The sequence below is a fragment of the Chryseobacterium sp. NFX27 genome (assembly GCF_049887855.1).
Classification (GTDB): domain Bacteria; phylum Bacteroidota; class Bacteroidia; order Flavobacteriales; family Weeksellaceae; genus Chryseobacterium.
On the sequence record NZ_JAGEKK010000015.1, the window covers coordinates 1 to 22,192 of the forward strand.

A 22,192-nucleotide genomic window follows, 5' to 3' on the forward strand; every position below is an offset into this window, starting at 1 on the left:
CTTTCCGCCCCCCCCGTATTTATTCTAAAATAATTTTTACCTGATGATCTGCAAAAACCTGAAGTATCTCATCAAATTTAGTTTTAAATAATTTTTTACTTCTTTTATGATTAAGCCAGGTCAATTCTGAAATGGATTCTACTCCAAAATCTCCACGCATACAGTCATACAATGCATAAATTTCCCTCCCAAAATATCCGCCAATACCATTGATTTCCTCTCCTAAAGTACAAAAGAAGCTGTCCAGATTATGAAATTCATTTCCGTCAATCCGAATACTTATATTTTTTTTGGTTTCATTTATTTGGGTTGTATGAAGCGCGTATACCAACCAGCCTTGTAATTCATTCTTCTCAAAGCCTTTCCATATATTTTTGTTTGTAATTTCATTATTGAGTCTCAATTTCCAGGCTTTATGATACCCTGGAGGATAGCACCATACCCGTCCTGCTAAAGTGACATTATTTTTTTTAGACTTCAATATTCTGATATGACTGATGAAAGTTCTGGCTACAATAGATTTTTTATCATCAAGCAAGCAAATGAAACCATTATTTTCATAGATTTTTGTGCTATTTTCTATTGCTGATATCAGCTTGGGAACATTATCTACATTCATAAGCCGAAGAGTAAGATAGGTAATACCTGCTGAACTTTCAAGATTTTTTACTTCATCCATATAGGTGATAATCTCCGGTTCCGTTCCATTTTCAAAAGCAAATCCAAACATATTTTAATTATTTCAAGGCATTAGTAAATGCTTCAAAACTACTGAATTTAAGCATAAAAAAAGCCCCGGAAATCCAGGGCCTTTCAATCAACTAATCAAATATTCTATTTTACAATAACCCTCTTGATGTGTCCTTCCGATGTTTTCACAAGGTAAACGCCTACAGAAAGCTTTGAAGTATCTATCATTAAAGCATTTTTCTCCTTTCCGAGCATCTTTCCTGACATGTCGTACAGCTCATAATCCTGTGCCCTGTTGAAGTATAATGTACTTCCTTTTGCTACAGGATTAGGGAACACATTGAATGTTGCTTTATCTGTTTTTATTTCTCCGGTTCCTAATGTTGTAGGAGAAGCAACTTCGTACATTGATAATGTTCCGCTGATTTCGTTAGCGATAATAACATAGCCTTTTGCAGTTGTTGTATTTCCCGGTGCAATGTAGGTAATGCCTTCAGGTCCATTATCACCGCCGTAAGCGGAGGTAGAACGGGAATGCTTATAATCTGTGAATACAGGATTATTAGGGTCCGTAATATTATAAACCATTACCCCTCCGGTTCTTTCTAAAGTGATAAAAGCGTAAGTCTGTCCATTAATGGTACCCAAGGCAACTCCTTCCGGTTCGGGACCTTTGGCACGGCTTCTGTTTTTAACGCCGTTGCCCTCATTGTCAGCATTAAAAATAAGGGGATGCTTTGCGAAAATATATCTTTCAAAACGGTCACCGCTGTCATAAACCAACTGTTTTGTATCTGCATTGAAAATAGAGAATGAACGTGCACCTAAAGCTGAGATCTCTTCAAAATCTGTATCTGCATCCGTATTCCCCGTCGCGCTGGAAACTCTGAATCGTCCTAAATTATGAGAAGCCTTCAGAACAGATGCCTGAGGGAACAACACAGGATCCAGGGTATAAGCATTGGCCCCCACCGTTGTTCTTTCACTGTATCCGGAAAGATCTTTTTCATCCCCTTCATTGGCTGTGACGATATAATTGGTGGTTCCTATTTTGTAGTTCTGCACTGCATCAGGAATGTAGTAGGCTTTTACAGGCCAGTTGGCGATCAGTACCTCACCATTATTATCCGAAGCATCAAAACCGTTACCAGGCAGGCTCATGTCTTTCTTACCCAATCCCCAGATTCCGGTAATTGTTTTTGTGGCTAAATTAATCTCAGCAACGGCATTGTTTTCCTGCAGCGTTACCCATGCTTTCTGACTGTCTGAACTTACCGTAACATATTCAGGTTCCAGATCCTGGGAAAGAGTATTGTTTGTTCTTACTTTTCTCAGGCCCGTTGCCATTAAAGCGGCTGTCTGAGAATCAAAACTGTTAAAATTAAGAGTCGTAACATTAGTTTGGGTAAGGCTTCCAATACCCCCCGAAATATCAATAATGCTGATTGTTCCCTCAGGATCCGTAGTATATGCATCATTGGGTTCACCCTCATTAGCCGTGATCACTTTTGTTCCATCCGGAGAGAAAGTAATCATGTCAGGAAGAGCACCTACGGTTACCTGTTTCAGGAAGTTTCCGTTAATATCAAAAAAGACCACAGAACCGTTCTGTTGCGGATCTGCATTGGGAGAAGCAGTTGCAATGATACCATTTTTAACAGCAATACTGGTAATTCCTCCGTATGGAGCCATATTTACGGTTTTAACCACGGAAAGAACATCTGGATTAGTAAAATTAATAATGTCAAAAACATCCGTGATCGAACTGATGGTAAATAATTGCTGGCTGGCAGGATCGTGAACCACAATTTCTGTAGAACTGTTGTTGTTTCCGGAAGGGTCAAAACTTCCTATATAATTCAGTTGTATCTGCCCCGAAGCAACCGGAGCGGGCTTATCATTATCAACAATATAAACCGTTGCTGAAGGATCTCCGGAAATCGTTGTTCCGGATGGGTTTTCAAGGTTTAGTACGAAATATTCAGCCTGCTGTTCTTCCAGCGTATCATTAAGGATAGGAATATCTATAGTATAGCTTGTTGTGGATGGTGTAATATTAATTGTCTGATTGGCTAAAGTGAAATCACTGCTGCCTGCCGTATTGAACGGTGCCGGCTTTACCACAAGATTGACTGTAGCTGCGGAAGGATTGATTACATTGATCTTGAAAGCCAGAGTTCCTGCATCTTCATTCACCTTAATGAAGTTTTTAGCCAGAGAAACCGTTGTTCCTGCTGTAGCAAAGGTACTTGAAGTTACTGTTGTTACTCCATTGTCACTTACATCCTCAACCGTATTGGGTTTTAAGGCCAGATAATAGGTCTGTCCGGGAGTAAGTGCCGTTGTCGGGATTACTGTAATCTTATTACTGTTAAAAGTCGTAGTGAAGGGAACTTGAGTACCTGAAGCGTTTCCAATACGGAATTCTACAAGGCTTTGTGCATTAGAATCGTTGATCGCGGAATTATCAGTAAGTCTTATATTTTCATTGAACGAAATAGTTGGATTTACCGAAATGGAAGCATTATTTGTGTTGTGAGCGGGAAAATAGGTGGTTGTTGGAGGTGTGGTATCTACTCCTCCGGTAGCGGCGGCATCTACTGTAAAATTGTCAAAACGGTTATTTCCGCCCGTTCCGCCTCCTGTGGCAGAAAATTCTACTTTTAATTTAAAGTTCGGGTTATTGGAAGCTCCTGAAACAGTAGAAAAATCAAAAGTAATCAGTTGGGGGTTCGCATCCTGAGGATTGACGGTCTGATATGGAACAAAAGTAGTTCCATCCGTTGAATATGACCAGGACTGAGTTCCTGCACCCTGTCCGGATCTTCTCGTTGTAAATTTTACAACGGCATTTTGATAACCTGTCGTAGGAAGATTGAACATTAAAGCTCCCCCAATAGGATTGTTGAATCTCAAATGAGTTCCGGAAGGATCTCCGTTCCGGGCATTTAAATTATCAGTACTGAAGTTTTGTCCTGTACCGCCCGCAAAATCTATTTCGCTTGTTCCTCCGGCTACAGCAGCAAGAGAGCCGCCCACCAAAGTGGAAGAAGGTGCTGTAACGGATGCTGCGGATGTATTATTATTGAAATTCCAGTAATGGATAAGTGTCTGTCCAAAAAGCCCGCCCTGAAGGAAAAATGCGGCAATGACAGATCCTTTTAATAGGTAATTGTTGATCATTTTTTACTTGCATTAGATTTTATGCAAAAATGAACTTTATACACTGCAAGTATTTTAATGGAATCTTAAGAAATGTTTAATAAAAAGGTAACAGTTATTGAGAAAAGGAAAAAATCGCAAAATGTATTGTAAAATAAGGAAAGGAAAAAATAAATTTATAAACAGATATATCCGTCTTTTTGTTCCTGTATTTTATCTGGTCATCATGTTTCGAGGGCTATCTGATGTTTTATCTGCCGATTTTTTTCCTTCCAAAGGATGTTTCTGCATGTATAAAAATCCTGAAACAGCCATCAGAACCAGAAGTATAAAAATAACAAGAACTATTCTTTTTAACATATCCCTCATATTGCTAAATTTTTAATGTCCCTAATTTCCAAAGTTGATGTAGGATAGCCTCTATGTACGGCATTGATCATTGCTCTACCCACTTCGTGTAAAGTTAATGATTTTGAAGGTAATAAAACAGGAAAAATCCAAATAAATGGTTTAAAAAACCATTTTACATTGATTTGACCTTCAACGGGTTTCATAAATCCCGGACGGAAATTGAAGGCATTCCTGAAGCCTAGTTTTCTCAAAGTATTTTCTGTTCTGCCCTTTACCCTTGCCCACATCATTTTTCCGCTTTCTGTACTGTCCGTAGATGTTCCTGAAACATAGTTGAAGACCATTTCCGGGTTCTGGTTCAGAACTGCTTTGGCAAAATGAATTGTAGTATCATAAGTGATCTTCGTATAATTTTCCTCGCTCATTCCTACGCTGCTGATCCCTGCACAGAAGAAACAGGCATCATAACCTTTAAGTTTTTCATCATGCAGGTCGATAGATAAGAAGTCCTGAACCAGATATTCCTTAAGCCTGGCATGTGTTTTTCCGGAAGGCTTTCTGCTTACGCTTAGTATTTCGGAAACATTGGGATTTTCAAGGCATTCCATTAAAACACCTTCACCTACCATACCGGTTGCTCCTGTGAGAATTATTTTGATCGGATTCATTCTTTTTCTGTTGATATGATGCATGACGTACTACCACTTAGCTTTACTTTAAATTTACAGCAAAAATTCTACATTTTGGAAGATAATACTGAAGACTCCCGTACTTGCAGGCGAAGAGAAGAGATCTTCTTATAATCTTATCACTAAAAAACCAGCCAATTGATGGCTGGTTTTCAATAATATACAATGGAAAATTTATTTCTTTTCGTGCAGCTGGCTGTAGATATTGTGGATAAGACCGTCGGCCACGGAAATTTTTGGAACGAATATCCTGTTGATATCCGACCACGACATAACGTTATTAAAGATCCTTAAGGCATGGACCAGAACATCGGCTCTGTCTTCTCTTAGGTTATGTTTGGTCATCCTTTCCTCTACAGAAAGCTCATTAAATTCTTTATACACTTTTTTAAGATGAGAAAGTGTCATCGGTTTTCCGTCTTTGGTTTTGCTCATCGAGAAAACTTTATTGATATTTCCTCCGGAACCAATGGCTACAACAGGTCTTTTACTGACAATATTCTTTTGAATTTCATCCTTCATCTCCTGCCAGTTTTCAGGAGTTACCAGATTGTTCAGAAGGCGTATCGTTCCGATATTGAAGGATTTTTCATAAACCATTTTTCCGTTTTCGTAAAAAGTAAGTTCTGTGGAACCTCCTCCCACGTCAATGTACAGATAGGCAAACTCCTTGTCAAGCCCTTCTGCAACATGGTTTTCATAGATAAGGGTAGCTTCCTCGTCACCGGAGATGATCTCAATATTAATTCCTGAAGTTTCCTGAACCCTTCTGATGATTTCATTTCCATTGGAGGCATCACGCATGGCACTGGTGGCGCACGCACGGTAATGCTCTACTTTATAAATCTTCATAAGATCGCTGAAAATCTTCATCGAATCGACGACCATTTTTTCCCTTTCCTCTCCAATCATCCCCATGGTGAACACATCCATGCCCAGCCTCAAAGGAATCCTTAAAAGATTAAGTTTTATAAATTCAGGTTTTCTGTTGCTGATCTTTACTTCATTGATCAGAAGTCTGGCGGCGTTGCTTCCTATATCTATCGCTGCAATCTTCATTCTTTGCTTGTTTTAGCTTTTAAATATTTGTAGGTTTCTATTTGAGAACGGCATTCCTTTTTATCATTCCTCACATACTCGTTGCTCAATTTTTTGTCTAAAATACGAGCTTTTACGTTATCTCTCAACTGAATATCGAGAATATCTTTCAATTCTTTCTTCAGTTCCTTGTCTGTGATCTTTGCAGCCGCTTCAATTCTGTAGTCCAGATTCCGGGTCATCCAGTCGGCAGATGAGATATAAAGGTCTTCTGCACCTTTATTATAGAAATACATGACTCTTGCATGTTCCAGATATTCGTCGACAATACTTATCGCTTTTATCTTTTCTTTAAACTCCTTTTGATTGACAGCGCAATAGATTCCTCTTACAATTGTTTTTGTAATGACTCCGGCTTTGGCGGCTTCGTAAAGCTTTTCAATAAGAGCTCTGTCACTCATAGAATTGGCCTTGACGATGATCTCTGCTCTTCTTCCTGCTTTAGCTTCTTCAATTTCCTTATCAATATGGTGAACGATCTTTTCACGCATGAACTGTGGGCAGATCATTAAGTTTTTGCACGTTTTCAAGATAGGAAGAAAATCATCTTTTGGTTTTTTCAGGACATTAAATACTTTATTGATATCTGCCATGATACCTCTGTCCGACGTCATCAATAAATGATCTCCGTAAATTCTTGCTGTTTTTTCATTAAAGTTTCCGGTGCTTACAAAGCCGTATTGGAGCGTTTTATTATGGGCCCTTTTTTTTATGATGCAGAGTTTGGCGTGTACTTTTTTATTGGGAAGGCCTACAAGTACAGTAATTCCTTCGGGTTCAAACATTTCTTTCCACTTAAGATTGGATTCTTCGTCAAACCTCGCCTGAAGTTCAAGCATAACCGTTACCTCCTTACCATTTCTGGCGGCGTAGATCAGGGCATTGCTGATTTTTGAGTTACTGGCCAGGCGGTAAGCAGTGATCTGTATAGATTTTACATCCGGGTCCATGGCAGCTTCACGTAAAAGATCAATTACCGGATTGTATTTATGGTAAGGAAAAGTAAGCAGAACGTCTTTCTTTAAAATAACATCCGTTACCCTTTCTCCGTTTTCAAAAGCCTGATGGGTAAAAGAAGATCTTTCTGCAGGTCTTTCATACGTTTCAAAGACATCAGGGAAGTCCATAAAATGCTTGAAATTATGAATTTTTCCACCCGGAATAATACTGTCTTTTTTTGTTAAATTCAATTTTCGGATAAGAAGCTCCAGCAGGGCCTTATCCATATCCTTATCAAATACAAAACGGGTAGGCTTTCCTTTTCTTCTGTTTTTGAGTCCCTTTTCTATTTTTTCCGCAAAATTGGTGCGGATGTCATTATCAAGATCCAGCTCAGCATCTTTTGTTACTTTAAAAGCATTGGCAGAAAATTCGTCATAGCCGAAATATGAGAAAATATGCGGAAGATTGAATGTAATAACATCCTCAAGCAGCATCACGTTTTTTTCTTCCGGATCTTCTGTAGGCAGCAGGACAAATCTTCCTACAAAACGTGACGGAATTTCAATAATCGCATAATTGCTGGAATACTGCCAGTCTTTCTTTCTCATGGCAACGCCCAGATAGAGACTTTTATCCCTCAGATAGGGCATTGGCGTATTTTCATGGAGCAGGATAGGAATGACATTGGATTCCACTACTTCATCAAAATACTGTCTTACGAATTCCTTCTGTTTGGCGGTCAGATTTTTAGAGGTCTTAATAGAAACCTTAAGATCAGCCATTTCAGCCTGGATATGTTTCCAGGTCTTATCGAAATTCTGCTGTTGCTTCATCACAATTTCATTGATCCGCTGCAGAATTTTGGAAGGAGGCTGATAGAAAGATTCAGCGATCACTTTTTCTTTAAAATCCATTGCCCGCTTTAATCCTGCCACGCGTACCCTGAAAAATTCATCTAAATTGTTGGAGAAGATTCCCAGGAAACGTATTCTTAAATGTAAGGGGACATTTTCGTCCATAGCTTCCTGTAAAACCCTTTCATTGAAAGCAAGCCATGTAATATCTCGCGGATTAAAGTGTACTGACATTCTAAAGTTTATATTTTATCAAAAATAGCAATTCGTAGAGTTTAATTGATATTTCTAAGGTTAAACTTTGATTAATTTTTTAATATTTCCAATGTTCAAACTGTCTTGGATAGTACAATTTAACATAATCAGGCGGACATTATTCACTTTGATTATTTTCTATTCTGTCATTTTGTCACAAAAAAGGATATGGTACAGATATTGAGAAATTGAGAGTGTAAATTAGAATATAAAAATTAGAAAAAATATAAATATTATGAGTAAAATAATTGGAATTGACTTAGGAACAACCAACTCATGTGTTGCTGTAATGGAGGGTAAAGACCCTGTTGTTATCCCTAACGCGGAAGGTAAAAGAACCACTCCATCTATTGTGGCATTTACGGAAGATGGTGAAAGAAAAGTAGGGGATCCTGCAAAAAGACAGGCTGTAACGAATCCAAAGAAAACTGTATACTCTATCAAAAGATTTATCGGAACTCATTTTAAGGAAGATGCTAAAGAAATTTCAAGAGTGCCTTATGAAGTAGTGGCAGGACCAAATGATACTGTAAAAGTAAAAATTGACGACAGAGAATATACACCACAGGAAATTTCTGCGATGACGCTTCAGAAAATGAAGAAGACTGCTGAAGATTACCTTGGACAGGAAGTTACAAGAGCGGTAATTACGGTTCCTGCATACTTTAACGATGCGCAGAGACAGGCTACTAAAGAAGCCGGAGAAATTGCAGGTCTTAAAGTAGAAAGAATCATCAACGAGCCTACAGCTGCTGCATTGGCTTACGGTTTGGATAAAAGCCATAAAGACCAAAAGATTGCTGTATATGACCTTGGAGGTGGTACTTTTGATATCTCTATTCTTGATCTGGGTGACGGTGTATTCGAGGTATTGTCTACTAACGGTGATACGCACTTAGGAGGTGATGACTTTGATGATGTGATCATCAACTGGATGGCAGATGAGTTCAAATCTGAAGAAGGGGTAGATCTTAAAACTGATGCTATTGCACTTCAGAGATTAAAAGAAGCTGCTGAGAAAGCAAAAATTGAATTATCTTCTTCTGCTCAGACAGAGATCAACTTACCCTATATCACCGCGACGGCTACAGGTCCTAAGCACTTAGTAAAGACTTTAACTAAAGCTAAATTCGAGCAATTGGCTTCAGATTTAGTAAGAAGATCTATGGAGCCGGTAGCAAAAGCGTTGAAAGATGCAGGTTTATCAACTTCTGATATCGATGAGGTAATACTGGTAGGTGGTTCTACAAGAATCCCGATCATTCAGGAAGAAGTGGAAAAATTCTTCGGGAAAAAACCTTCAAAAGGAGTTAACCCGGATGAGGTAGTAGCTGTTGGAGCTGCAATCCAGGGTGGAGTATTGACAGGAGATGTAAAAGATGTATTGCTTCTTGACGTTACACCACTTTCTCTAGGTATTGAAACAATGGGTTCTGTATTCACTAAATTGATTGAAGCGAACACTACCATCCCAACTAAAAAATCTGAGGTATTCTCTACAGCTTCTGACAACCAGCCGGCTGTAAGCATCAGAGTAGGACAGGGAGAAAGACCAATGTTCAACGATAATAAAGAGATCGGAAGATTTGATCTTGCTGATATTCCACCGGCACCAAGAGGAGTTCCTCAGATCGAAGTAACTTTCGATATTGATGCCAACGGTATCCTAAATGTTTCTGCTAAGGATAAAGGAACCGGAAAAGAGCAGACGATCAAGATCCAGGCTTCTTCAGGTCTTTCTGATGAAGAAATCGAAAGAATGAAGAAAGAAGCTCAGGAAAACTCTGCAGCTGATGCCAAGAAAAAAGAAGAAGTTGAAATTTTCAACAAAGCTGACGGATTGATTTTCCAGACTGAAAAGCAGCTAAAAGAATTCGGAGAAAAATTGTCTGCTGACAAAAAAGCAGCAATCGAAGCAGCTCACGGAGAATTGAAGACCGCTTTTGAAGCTAAAAATGCAGACGATGTGAAAGCTAAAACAGAAGCTTTGGATGCAGCATGGATGGCCGCTTCAGAAGAACTGTATGCAGCAGGACAGCAGGCTCAGGGAGCAGATGCAGGAGCGCAAAATCCTGGAGGTAATGCAGGAGGTGCTGATGATGTACAGGATGCTGACTTTGAAGAAGTAAAGTAATTATTGATTACCAATAATAATAAATAATCAAAACCGCTCTAAACAAATGTTTAGAGCGGTTTTTTTATGTTTTCATTTTCCAATATGTGTTTTTGAAGCGAAAAACTATTATGAGGATGTTATTATCCTGGTTGATGGATGGTCCGGATATGATTGTAATACCGCTAAGTAGAGCTATTAAGAAAAAAAATTAATTAGTTTTACTATTTTTAACAAAAAAAAGATAAAATATTATTAATTTTATTTTCAATGAAATGTTTTAATTACTTATTCCAATTCTTAATTACTGCTGGGTGTTTTTTCTCATCGGAAGCTGTCTTTTCCCAAAAACTTACACCTAAACAATTTGATTCTCTTTTAATTCATAACAATTATTGGGCAATACAAAATAAGTCTTTTGATGAAGTCATTGCCTGGAATAAAAAATTAATGAGACAGGCGGAGAAACAAAATTATCCAAAAGGAATTGTTTGGGGACATCTCAATATTGCCAACCGATATTATAATTATGGGCGTTTCAATGAAAGTCTCAAAGAACTGGATGCTGCAGAAAAAATTACAGAGAGAAATTTTATAGATAACAATACCAGTGCAACAATTTATGGTTATTATTCTGTAGTCTATAATATGATGAAATTGTATGATTTGGGATTGAAATATAATGACAAAGCGATATTCTACGGGAAAAAAATTGAGGATTCACCGGACAGAAGAAGAAACTACCTTTTGAACTATATTTATAATGAACGTGCATACCTCTTTTATGGTAAAAAGAGAAAAGACTCTGCTCTTGTTTATCTCTATAAATCGAATAAAGAATTTGAAAATCCTGTTGCCTATGCTTGCATAGCCCTTCATTATTTAGAACATCAGCCTAATCAGGATTCAGCGTATGTCAATTTAGAAAAAGCAATGGTATATGTTACCAGGAATGATAAACATGCAACAAATCAGGCAAAATCATTAATATATTGTGGTTATGGACATTACTATCTGAACCAGGACAATAAGGAAAAAGCCCGTGAATATTTAGAGAAATCACTTGAGTTTGGATTAAAGAAAAAAAATGTTGAGCGTCTTGTAAAAATTTATAAGCTTTTAAATGAAACATACCAAAAACTTGGACAACCGGAAAAGGAAAAATTGTATCTGGAAAAGTATATTTTTCTAAAAGACAGTTTGGAAAATTCGCAAACTAAGGGAATAGAGCGATCTATAAAAAAAATAGAAGAAGAAAAAAATAAAGAAAAAAAAACTCTTAGAAAGACAATACTTTTATATAGTAGTATTGTAGGCTTTTTGAGCTTAGTATTGCTTACTTATTTATATTATCAGAATAAGAAAAAAAAGAAAGCAATATTAGAAAGCAAAGAAATAATTTCCCAGAAAGAAAATGAAACTTTGGAACTGAAAAGCAGAATTGTGGATGCCCACGAAGAAATAATGCAGTTGGCAAAGAGTAATGATATTGGATTTTTAGCAAAATTTCAGGAAGTTTATCCTAATGTTTCTAAAAAGCTTCTGGAGCTCAACCCTGAGTTAACCCAATCTAATCTTGTATTCTGTGCTTTAATCTGGCTGGGGTTTTCTTCCAAAGACATTGCAGAGTTTACTTTTATGCAGCACAGATCCGTACAAATAAAGAAAAGCAGATTGAGAAAAAAACTCAATCTTGGATCGGATGTGGATCTTTATCATTTCCTTAAGTCTCTTGTAGACGATAAACAAAATTAAATTTTACAATTCTATTTACTTTTCATTCAGGATACCTTACACCGGATGTAAATCTGTGTGATTTTCTTAAATCTATCACAGAAAATGAGTTGCCTAAAGCTGTTTTATAATTATATCTCACAATTTAGCTTTAGCTTTTCATTCGTAAACGTAATTTATATCACTGATAACGTGTGTGTTATTGTGTTGTTGTATCTGTGCTGTACCTGATTTTTATATTTGTAGACGTGTCTCATATATATTTGTTTCCAGAAAACAAACACAAATACAAAAATGTCTTACTTAACTAAAAATTCTGCATCTGTCAGAAAATCAAAAATCTTCCATTTACATTTTAGAATGTAATCTATCTATTCCAGGCCCCTTATCCAAACGCCGAAATCCAATGTCAAAAATGATTTCAAAGACCTAAAAGGCAAAGGATATTGATAGACTTGACACCCAAATAAGAGAAGCTCTTATTTTGATCAGTATTTTAACAATAATAAAATATTGCCAATTATTAATTATTGAAAAACACAAATTTTATAATAAAACACTAGATGAAAAAAAAATTTATTATCGTATATGCAATTCTATGTTCAAGCTTTGCTTTTACACAAGTTGGTATTAATACTAAAAATCCGCAAGGAGTTTTTAATGTTGATGGAGGAAAAGATAACCCCTTAACAGGCACACCTACTTCTATTCAACAAGTAAATGATTTTGTCGTTACTTCGGAAGGAAGTGTTGGAATAGGCATTACTGTACCTGGTTCTGCATCAGCTCTGGATATTACGTCCAGTAACAAAGGTATTTTAATTCCTCGTTTAACAACAAACCAAATTAATGCAATAAGTACTCCCTCAAACGGACTTCAATTGATGAATACCGATACAGGATGTCTTCAGATTTATAGTACAGTATCCAATAAATGGAATAATTTGTGTCCGCAATCAAACGTTTTTGTTCCAAAATTTATTGCATACAGAACCACTGACCTTACAGCAATGGCAAATAACGTCAGGTATAATGTTGTATTTAATAGTTTGTTGTTTAATGAGTTAAATACAGTAGGGGGCAGCTATAACCCCAGTAATGGAGGCTTTACTTTATCTCCGGGACTATATGAAGTATCTTATGGATTGATTGGTATTTCAAATGATGCAGGTTATCAAAATAATCCGGCAACTGCTGATATTTTTATTGCTGCATTTGAGAATTTAAGCGGAGATGCTGCTGGTTCAGAAATACATGGAACCTCAATGGAGCCTAACAAAGGAACAACAACTGCAAATACAAGAAATTCAACTTTATTCAAAACTTTTTATTTTAGAAATACCACGACTCAGACCTTTTATTTAAAGGCAAAATTTTATAACGGAACAGGAGGGATAATATCTGCGAATAAGATTTTTAGTGGAGCAGCTTCTTATAACCAGCCGCATCTGGATAATTTTATAAGTATCAAAAAGCTTATTGAATAAAAAGCTATATAAAACTCAATCCTGGAGTGACTATTTTCTTAATCTCTTGTAGACAATTATCATAATGTTAACCTGTTTTTAAATTATATTTCACAATTCAGCTTATGTTTTTTTATCTGTATTGTAATTTATAATGTTGATAATGTGTATGTTGCGTCACTGTTGTATTTGTGCTGTATCTTATTTTTGCAATTGTAAATAGCGTCTGGTATAAATTTGTTTCCGAAAAAACAAAAACACAAAGATGTATTATTCAGACAAATATTCTCTTGTCAATATGACGGTGACTTTTCACCTTCATTCGCTCAGCTTATTTTTGCTGTCTGCTTTTTCCCGTGACACAATTGTTTATGCGGAGAAAAAAGTCAACAAAGCTGAATTCGTAAGACAGTCAAAAACTGTGGACAAAAATAGCTCTCCACAACATCAAGCGCCAAAAGCAAGTACATTTTTCCAAAACCGACATATAAAGGTAGATTATATGGTCTCTTCCTGGAGGAGTTTAATCAGAACAAAAGAATCATTTATGATTCAATCTCTTAGTTAAAAAAATTGCGGATACTATTTTCTGTACTGTGATTTTTACATAAAATACAAAACAATGAAAAATACATTATTAATTATTTCAACCTTACCATTTTCCAGCTTGGCTTCCGGACAGGTTGGTATTAATACTCCAACACCAAAAGCAACACTTGACGTTTTTGCAAATCCTACAGATGCTACAAAAATTGACGGCTTTATAGCACCTCGGCTTACAGGAAACGAACTAAAAGCAAAAGATGCTCTGTATCTTACCGCACAGACAGGAGCCATGGTATATGCTACACAGGCTGCAAGCCCTACCACCACTAAAACTGCAAAAGTAACCGCTGCTGGTTATTATTATTTTGATGGAAGTGCCTGGCAAAACTTGATGGGAACGAATATCTATAATTCAGACGGTACTTTATTGGCAAACAGATATGTAAATATGGCAAATAATGTTCTTACTTTTTACAATGACACCAATTCCATAGGACTCAATAACAATGGAAATCAAAGTATTATTGTTAATAATGGTTCTTTGCGTGGGGCATTTCGCGTATCAGGAGGAAATTCTTCGTTTTTCGATATGTTTGTGGATAATGGATCTGTTGCACAGTTAGTTACGTCGGGTACAACAACAGGGTTAATTGTGGGGACTAATACTGCAAACCCTATTAATTTTGTCACCAATAGAACTATAAAATCAACTATTTTACCTACGGGAGAAATGGGAATAGGAACGACAAACCCTAACAGTACATTACATGTAAACGGTTCTTTTTCAGCAAATTTAAGAACCTTAGCAAGCGGTACCGTAGCCAATAACGATTATACGGTTATGGTTACAGGGAATATCTCTTTACCAGCAGCAAATGCCACTAACGTCGGCCGTATCTATAACCTTATTAACGGGAACGCTAACAGCAACATAGTATCAGGAACTTTTATGGTGAACGGAGCAACTATTTCAAATTATACCCTCAACAATAGTGATTTCGGAAGAGGTATTATAGTACAAAGCACTGGTGCTGCCTGGTTAATCATCAGTAAATACTAATTCATTGTAATACCAGCTGCTGATTTTTTCTGGTATTGTTATTTTCATGTAAAACCAATACAGCAGAGTCAGTTTCTTTTAGGATTGCTGGTAGCTATTCTGTCAAAAATAAAAATTGATAAGAGTTAATTACAATATAATAAAACATTATCTCACCTGAAGTACCTGATTGTTATAAATAGATTGACAGTCGCATTGGAAGTAGGGGGAGGGTATTTCTTCAATAATAAAAAATCTTAAAGATTATAATTTAAATATTAAACAAATGATGAACAAAGAAACTCTTGCCGCTATCTTCTTTTTAGCAGGATTTACCGTTGGTTCAGCACAAATAGGTGTTAATACAACGAACCCAAAAGCAACACTTGATGTAGCTGCAAGTCCGGCAGATGCTGCAAAAATTGATGGATTTATTGCTCCCCGTCTTACGGGTAACGAACTAAAAGCAAAAGACGCATTGTATCTTGCACCCCAGACTGGAGCTGTGGTTTATATTACTCAAGCCGCAAGTCCTACTACCATTAAAACTGCTAAAGTAACCGGTGCCGGTTATTATTATTTTGACGGAAATATCTGGCAGGAGTTTACAGGACCTAATATCTATAATTCAGACGGTGCTTTGCTGGCGAACAGAACGGTAACCATGGGAACAAATACATTACAGTTTAAAAATGGTTCGAATTCCATTGGACTGAACAACAATGGTACACAAAGTACCCTATCTGCGTCAGGTTCGACAACGGGATATATCCAGGCACATGGTGGTGGTGCTACATTAGATATGTTTGTGACTGATTCGAATGCTGCGCAGATTATGTCTGGAGGTACAGCAACAAAATTATTCGTAGGCACTCATAATGCAGAGCCTATAAATTTTGTTACAAATGGGAGTATAAAATCAACTATTTTGGCCACGGGTGAAATGGGTTTAGGTACCTCTGCAGCAACACCTACTGAAAAACTGGATGTAACTTCAGGTAACCTTAGAGTAAGAGATATTAATGCCAATAGCAGTACAAATAATGCAGATAAGGTCGTAGTAGCTGATGATGCTGGTGTACTGAAAACAACAAATTTGTTTATCCCTTCTACGTCTCTACTGGGCTTTAGAACTACAATTTCAGGAAACATAAGTGCTAATACCTTCAGAATAGTTAGTATGGATACTAACCCATTATTATCGGGGATGACCTATAATAGTTCTACTGGGCAATACACCGTAACCGCTGCTGGATATTATCAGATTACCGCTGCTGTTTCTGCAGATATATCTATGAACAGTCCAAGTGGTGGGACTGCAGTTTTCTCACTTAGAGTTAACGGAACAATGATAAATCAGGTAAACGATGGATACGGGGATGGATCTACTAAAACAACACAAAATATGGGTTATCTGACACACCTCAATGTCAACGATGTTATTGATTTACGATACGCTTACACAAAAGTTTCTAAAATAACTGGCGGGCAAATATCGGCTATCAGGATGAGCAACTGATAAGCCTCTAAAATACTACACTTTTTTATAAATCATAATCAGAGTCTGAATTTATTTTTGTTATGTTTTTTTAATCCCAAGATATTAACTACAGGTTTATTACATATTTAATCATAAATGAATTTTTTAACTATTAACAATTACAAAATGAAAAATATACTTATTATTTGCCTGGCATTGTTGTTTTCATGTACAACCAATAGCCATACAGCAGAGTCAGTTCCCTTTAAGGTGGCTGATAACTATTTTGTCAAAAATACCCAAACGGTAAATATACCTGTCGAAAAGGTAATTACATCAAAACAAGAATTTGATAAAATTTTTGGAACAGCAGCCCATATGGGGAAAAACGGGATGCCTACAGCCATTGATTTTTCCAAAGAGCAGGTAATCGCCATTATGCTGCCTGTAACAGGTACTTCTACAGAAATCGTCCCTGTAAAGTTGGTGAAAACCCATCCTGCTGAGGCCGAATTCTATTATAAAATTAAATCCGGAGAAAAACTGAGTTATAATATTAAACCAAGCGTATTGTTAATTGTCAGTAAAGAATACAAAATGATACGTTTCAATAAACAGGATTAATCAGGCAGAATGCTCATTGAATTTAAAATAACATTTTGTGGAGTTTGATAAATTATTGGATAGTTTTGAGAAACTATGCCTCAAAATTTTAACCGATTTACTGCTGCTTCCCGGGACAGTTTTTGCGCTGTTCAGAAGCTCCAGGCTGTGTTATGATCTGGCAAAAAAAGAAGTAAATGAAGATGCAGAGTTACAGGATGATGATATATTATCACCTGTCCGGTTCAGTATTTATACTTCAGTAGCAACCAGTCTTATTATTTACGATAATAACCAGTCTGATTTTCCGATTACAGAATTGCTGGGATCTTTAAACTTTACGGAAAAAGCCATTACTATATTTTTTTTCAACAATATGACGGCTATTTTTATGAGTTTGATTATAACGCTTCTCAATAAAGAAAGAATATCAGGGCTGGGTTTTAAGAAATATCTGTTTGCATTTTTGTACACTTCCATTTATTTCTTATTGCCGTTTATTCTGCTGTTTTTTGGAATGGCTGCTACCGGTGGAAGTTTAAATATCAATGAAATTGTATTGGATGGGACTTCCACTGCTGTAGAACTTTTATCAGTTTTTATAGCTTCATTCATTTTATTTATGATTGGCTTTTACAAGCTGATAAGAGCCAATTATTATATCATAAAAGAGTCGCTTATCTCCCCAAAATACACGATTGCCGTAAATATAGCAGCAATAGTACTGGAAATAGGGGTCATAGTGTTTCTTCAATATTAAAAAACATAAAAAATGATCACTAAAATGTTAAACAAATTGGTGGTCAATAATTCCAGCATCAAAAATACCAATTAAAAAACTATAAAAATGAAAAAAACACTGCTTTCAATTTTGTTCCTGATTAGCTCGCAATATGCCTTCGCTTCCGGTGGTGGATTTGAGGATAGGTTAGCCGATATTATTTCATGGACCGTAATGCTTATACTGCCTTTTGCCGGAATTTATTTGTTTTGGAAAGCCCATATTTATCCTGAAGTACTTGCTGAAAAAAACAATCATCCACAGCTGCAAGCCATAAAAACAATGTGCTTATTATCTCTTTTTGTCGGAGGGTTGTTATGGCCTATTGCTCTGATATGGGCAAACTATAAATATCCTGAAAGAGATTTTCCAGAAGAAGAACATAGAAACCCCGGTGTTTCTAATACGAATGATACCGTTGCTGAGCAGGAAACCGAGTCGACAGACCCCAAAATTCAATAGGATATATTATAAAGACTAAACCTAAAATAATGCTAGAAATTATCATTGCCTTTTATGCCGGAATTTGCTGGCTGCTCATTAAAAAGTTTAAACTTATTCCCTGGAATTTTAAAAGCCAGGTAGTTGTTTTTTCGTTACCCATTTTTGGTACGGCTGCTCTTATATTAAGCCTGAATTACTATTGTCCCATTTCCCATGACGTCAGGGTTTTTAACCGTAGTGTTGACGTCACCTGTCAGGTTATGGGGCGGGTTAAAAAAGTTTATGTAAAAACCAATCAGGAAGTGAAGAAAGGGGATACTCTTTTTGTAATTGATAAAGAACCTTATTTACAGGAGATTAAATCTTTAGAAGCCAAATTAAGCAATGTAGAAGCGACCGTTTCTTCCTATGACAATGACATTGCCTACGCAAGAAAAAATATTGCAAGTATGCAGGCTCAGTTAACGCTTGCCAATAAACGTGTACAGCAGTTTCAAGGTTTGGTAAATGCGGGTGCTGCTAATAAATTCGATTTAGAACAAGCTGTCACCGATGCACAAGAACTGCAGTTAAGAATAAGTGCCGCACAGTCTCAAATGCAATCACTCATCACAAAATCCACTGCGAGCTTTGGAGGAGAGAATTCTTCTGTTTCAGAAACCAGAGCTAGATTAGATCAGGCGAGATGGAATTTATCGCAAACTGCTATTCTTGCTCCTACTGATGGAACAATACCCAATATGCAGCTTAATGAAGGCGCAATAATAGCACCATTTAAATCTGCTTTTGTGCTTATCCAGAAACAGCAGTCGGTAGTAGCATTTTTCGCTCAAAATGAAGTAGAGGCCATAACAAGAAATAACGAGGTGGAACTGGCTTTAAAAACGGAACCCGGAAAAGTAATAAAAGCCAGATTGAAGTATGTCATTGATGCCACCAGCCAAGGTTTAATGAATAATGCAAGTGGTATGTTGGGAGCGCAGGCAGGGTTACCAGATACTGCAGGCCATTATCCTGAACCAGATGGAAAACTGATTGCAACATTTGTTATTGATCCTGAGCATGGTGTTCTTACCACAGGCGCCAGAGGAAGTGCCGTCATTTATTCAGACCATGTAAAGGCGTTGCATATGGTTAGAAAAGTGATGATTAGAGTCAATAGTAAGCTGAATTATATTATTCCAAAACTTCATTAGAATGTCAAAAAAAATAATTTTACTTTCTGTTGTACCGTTTGTTTTATCGTCTTGTCTTATGTACAAAGATGCAACAAAAGAGCGTACTGATGAACTTAAAAAAAAGAGTCTCATTGCTCAGCATATCAACATTCCCGAAGAATGGATAATGGATAAGAATGCAGATGAAAAAAGCCTCGATTTTCAATGGATTAATAGTTTGTATGATTCTGAGTTAGCTATGCTTGTAGAAGAAGGATTACAATATAATGCCGATATTATTATAGCTCAGGAAAAACTTAACCAAATAGAATTGGCTATGTCTATTGCAGGAGCAAATTTGTATCCTGCCATAAATGCCGTTACCAACACGTCCAATAATTTGATAAACGGTACTAAAATTCAAAATCTAGGAGTACAAGCCAATTGGGAATTAGATCTTTGGGGAAAAAATAAGTCCAACCAGATGGCGAGTGTAAGTGATTATTTTTCAGTTAAATACAAGAATGAAAAGATAAAGCAAACCATTGCGTCTATGATTGCTAAAGCTTATTTTTTGAATATTGCGGGCCATCTGCAAGAACAAAAAATACATGATTACCTAAAATTAACACAAGGTTTAGAAAAGTTATACAGCATTAAAAGTGACATAGGGACTGCAAATGATATTGATTTATCTAACATTAAAGCTGAACTAATATCTGTCAGCAATTATCTGGAAAAAATAAATAATGCCAATGCTCAATCTAGGAGAACATTAGAATTGCTAATTGGTAAATATCCAGAAGGAAAGATCAGAACAAAAACAAAATTTAATCCAATAACAGCCTCAGTTCCAAAAACGTTCCCTTTACCGCTTATCGAAAATAGACCTGATATTTTAGCACAGCAGTATCAAATAGAAAAGTCTTTTTACGAAGTACAAGAAGCCAAAGCAGCGAGAATGCCATCATTGAGTATTAGTTCTACTTTGGGTACAGCCAACACCAATATAAGTGCTATCAACTCATTGTATTCAAATCCCTTGATTAAAGTTGGTGGAGGTTTAATGACTCCTTTATTTAATGGCGGGAAATTAAAAAAAAATGTGGAAATCAGAGATTCAGAACAACGGCAGGCAGTTGAAGAATATTCAAAAACGGTATTAAATGCATTAAACGAGATAGAATCCTCCTGGGCAAATGTACTATCTCTTGAAAAACAACTAACCTATAACCAAGAAGTAATAACAGAGCTTACAAAAAACATCAATCTGACCAAAAAACAGATAAAAATAGGTACCAACAATAATTTTGAGCTGATACTGAAACAGCGTAGCCTGTTAAAAAAAGAAATGAACATTATCGATTTAGAGCTACAGGAACGAATAGAGCGCATTAATTTATACCTGGCTTTGGGAGCCCCAAAGTATAAATAAAATGATTGACTACAATAGCGTGTTCCTTCAAATAAATCTCAACAATTATAATCTTAAAAAAACATAAACTAATGAACAGACTTATTTTTTCCGTTGTCCTATTTTTAATGGGATCTAATGTTTTCTCTCAAGTAGGGATTAATACTCATATGCCCAAAGCAACACTTGATGTTGTAGCGAGCCCAACAGATGCCACAAAAATTGATGGGCTTATAGTGCCCCGTCTTACAGGAAACGAACTGAAAGCAAAAGATGCATTATACCTTGCACCCCAAACAGGAACCGTAGTCTATATTATGCAACCTGCAAGCCCAACCACCACTAAAACTGCTAAAGTAACAAGTCCTGGTTATTACTATTTTGACGGAAGTGCCTGGCAAAGTTTTATAGGGCCTAATATCTATAATGCAGATGGTGTTTTGCTGGCGAATAGAACGGTAACTATGGGGACAAATACATTGCAGTTCACAAACGGATCAAATTCCATTGGATTAAATAACAATGGCACCCAGAGTACTCTATCTGTCCTGGGTTCATCAACGGGATATGTTCAGGCTCAGGGCGGCTCTGCTATGGTAGATATGTTAGTGAGCGATTCGAATGCTGCGCAGATAATAGCTGGAGGCACGGCAACAAAATTCCTGTTAGGCACCAGTAATGCAACACCTCTTGGTTTTAGTACCAATACCCAGCAGCGGGCTGTTATTAGCTCAACGGGAAATTTCGGAATTAATACCCCAAATCCTACCCATAAGCTTCATGTAGCACCTTCTGCAGGTGAAGACCCGGTAAAAATTGAAGGATTAAATCAGGCTTCCGGAGCTGAAAATAATGTAGTTGTAGATTTATCTACAGGAATATTGAAATATTCGCCTACGGTTGCACAACCTGTTTTTCATGCGAAATTAGCTGCTAATCAGTCAGGCATGTCCTCTGGAGCAAGCACTGTCTTTTTTAGCGCTCCTGAAATTACCTCTTCATTATATAGCTACAACACCACAACAGGGGTATTAACGTTCAATGTGGCAGGAAATTACCTCATCCAGATGCAGATAAGTTTCCGTGACATTGATGCCGGGGCTCAGATGACCTTAGGAATCCGTTCCGGAGGGAACTATATCGGAAGAGGAACAACGTATTCTCCGGTAGCAAGAGCGGCCAATATAACCGTAGGGTCGCTGGCAGCCTATAATACAGTGATACCGGCAACTGCAGGAATGCAAATTACATTTGCTGTTGCATCTAATGAAATCTATGGGATCTTAAAAAATGAAGATGGAGGAAGTGGAAGTGGAAACGTTTCTAATGTTACCGTAATAAAATTATAAACCTAATCTAAATAGGGTAAGGGCG

At 36.8% G+C, this 22,192-nt stretch carries 17 protein-coding genes; 11 read left to right on the forward strand and 6 right to left on the reverse strand.

The genetic code is table 11. The features are described 5' to 3' along the window. Positions 1-19: 19 nt before the first annotated feature. The 6 genes from J4Q03_RS15595 to ppk1 form a co-directional block, all read right to left on the reverse strand. Complete coding sequence (locus J4Q03_RS15595) at positions 20-730, reverse strand: barstar family protein (protein ID WP_426049059.1); 711 nt, start codon at positions 728-730, stop codon at positions 20-22. A gap of 104 nt (positions 731-834) precedes the next feature. Beyond that, entirely contained in the window at positions 835-3,873 is a 3,039-nt protein-coding gene (locus tag J4Q03_RS15600; RefSeq protein ID WP_426049060.1) for a choice-of-anchor I family protein, read from the reverse strand. Positions 3,874-4,065: 192 nt separating this feature from the next. After that, entirely contained in the window at positions 4,066-4,212 is a 147-nt protein-coding gene (locus J4Q03_RS15605) for a hypothetical protein (RefSeq protein WP_426049061.1), read from the reverse strand. A 5-nt stretch (positions 4,213-4,217) separates the two neighbouring features. Further along, positions 4,218-4,871, reverse strand: coding sequence for an NAD-dependent epimerase/dehydratase family protein (locus J4Q03_RS15610; protein ID WP_426049062.1), 654 nt, complete (start codon positions 4,869-4,871; stop codon positions 4,218-4,220). 195 nt (positions 4,872-5,066) lie between these two features. Next, positions 5,067-5,951, reverse strand: coding sequence for an exopolyphosphatase (locus J4Q03_RS15615; RefSeq protein ID WP_426049063.1), 885 nt, complete (start codon positions 5,949-5,951; stop codon positions 5,067-5,069). Continuing rightward, entirely contained in the window at positions 5,948-8,020 is a 2,073-nt protein-coding gene (ppk1, locus tag J4Q03_RS15620) for a polyphosphate kinase 1 (protein WP_426049064.1), read from the reverse strand. The genes J4Q03_RS15615 and ppk1 overlap by 4 nt, the downstream gene beginning before the upstream one ends. Before the next feature lie 256 nt (positions 8,021-8,276). On the opposite strand from ppk1, the gene dnaK reads away from it, so the two are divergent. From dnaK to J4Q03_RS15675, 11 genes are all read left to right on the forward strand, one after another. Further along, positions 8,277-10,175 (forward strand): molecular chaperone DnaK, encoded by a 1,899-nt coding sequence (dnaK, locus tag J4Q03_RS15625; protein WP_426049065.1) that lies wholly within the window; start codon positions 8,277-8,279, stop codon positions 10,173-10,175. 429 nt (positions 10,176-10,604) lie between these two features. Continuing rightward, positions 10,605-11,909: a hypothetical protein gene (locus J4Q03_RS15630; protein ID WP_426049066.1), complete on the forward strand. Its 1,305-nt coding sequence runs from the start codon at positions 10,605-10,607 to the stop codon at positions 11,907-11,909. A 542-nt stretch (positions 11,910-12,451) separates the two neighbouring features. Beyond that, positions 12,452-13,375: a hypothetical protein gene (locus J4Q03_RS15635; protein ID WP_426049067.1), complete on the forward strand. Its 924-nt coding sequence runs from the start codon at positions 12,452-12,454 to the stop codon at positions 13,373-13,375. 601 nt (positions 13,376-13,976) lie between these two features. Continuing rightward, positions 13,977-14,960: a hypothetical protein gene (locus tag J4Q03_RS15640; protein ID WP_426049068.1), complete on the forward strand. Its 984-nt coding sequence runs from the start codon at positions 13,977-13,979 to the stop codon at positions 14,958-14,960. Positions 14,961-15,225: 265 nt separating this feature from the next. Beyond that, positions 15,226-16,458: a hypothetical protein gene (locus J4Q03_RS15645; RefSeq protein WP_426049069.1), complete on the forward strand. Its 1,233-nt coding sequence runs from the start codon at positions 15,226-15,228 to the stop codon at positions 16,456-16,458. A 147-nt stretch (positions 16,459-16,605) separates the two neighbouring features. Then, positions 16,606-17,043 (forward strand): hypothetical protein, encoded by a 438-nt coding sequence (locus J4Q03_RS15650; protein WP_426049070.1) that lies wholly within the window; start codon positions 16,606-16,608, stop codon positions 17,041-17,043. Positions 17,044-17,080: 37 nt separating this feature from the next. Beyond that, positions 17,081-17,782 (forward strand): hypothetical protein, encoded by a 702-nt coding sequence (locus J4Q03_RS15655; RefSeq protein ID WP_426049071.1) that lies wholly within the window; start codon positions 17,081-17,083, stop codon positions 17,780-17,782. An 87-nt stretch (positions 17,783-17,869) separates the two neighbouring features. Next, positions 17,870-18,265 carry a DUF3302 domain-containing protein gene (locus tag J4Q03_RS15660; protein ID WP_426049072.1) on the forward strand — a complete coding sequence of 132 codons (396 nt, stop codon included), beginning with the start codon at positions 17,870-17,872 and terminating at the stop codon, positions 18,263-18,265. A 29-nt stretch (positions 18,266-18,294) separates the two neighbouring features. Next, on the forward strand, positions 18,295-19,443 hold the full coding sequence (locus J4Q03_RS15665) for an HlyD family secretion protein (RefSeq protein WP_426049073.1): 1,149 nt from the start codon (positions 18,295-18,297) through the stop codon (positions 19,441-19,443). A gap of 1 nt (position 19,444) precedes the next feature. Continuing rightward, entirely contained in the window at positions 19,445-20,839 is a 1,395-nt protein-coding gene (locus J4Q03_RS15670) for a TolC family protein (RefSeq protein ID WP_426049074.1), read from the forward strand. A gap of 71 nt (positions 20,840-20,910) precedes the next feature. After that, positions 20,911-22,167, forward strand: a complete 1,257-nt coding sequence (locus J4Q03_RS15675; protein WP_426049075.1) for a hypothetical protein — start codon at positions 20,911-20,913, stop codon at positions 22,165-22,167. The last annotated feature ends 25 nt before the right edge of the window (positions 22,168-22,192 follow it).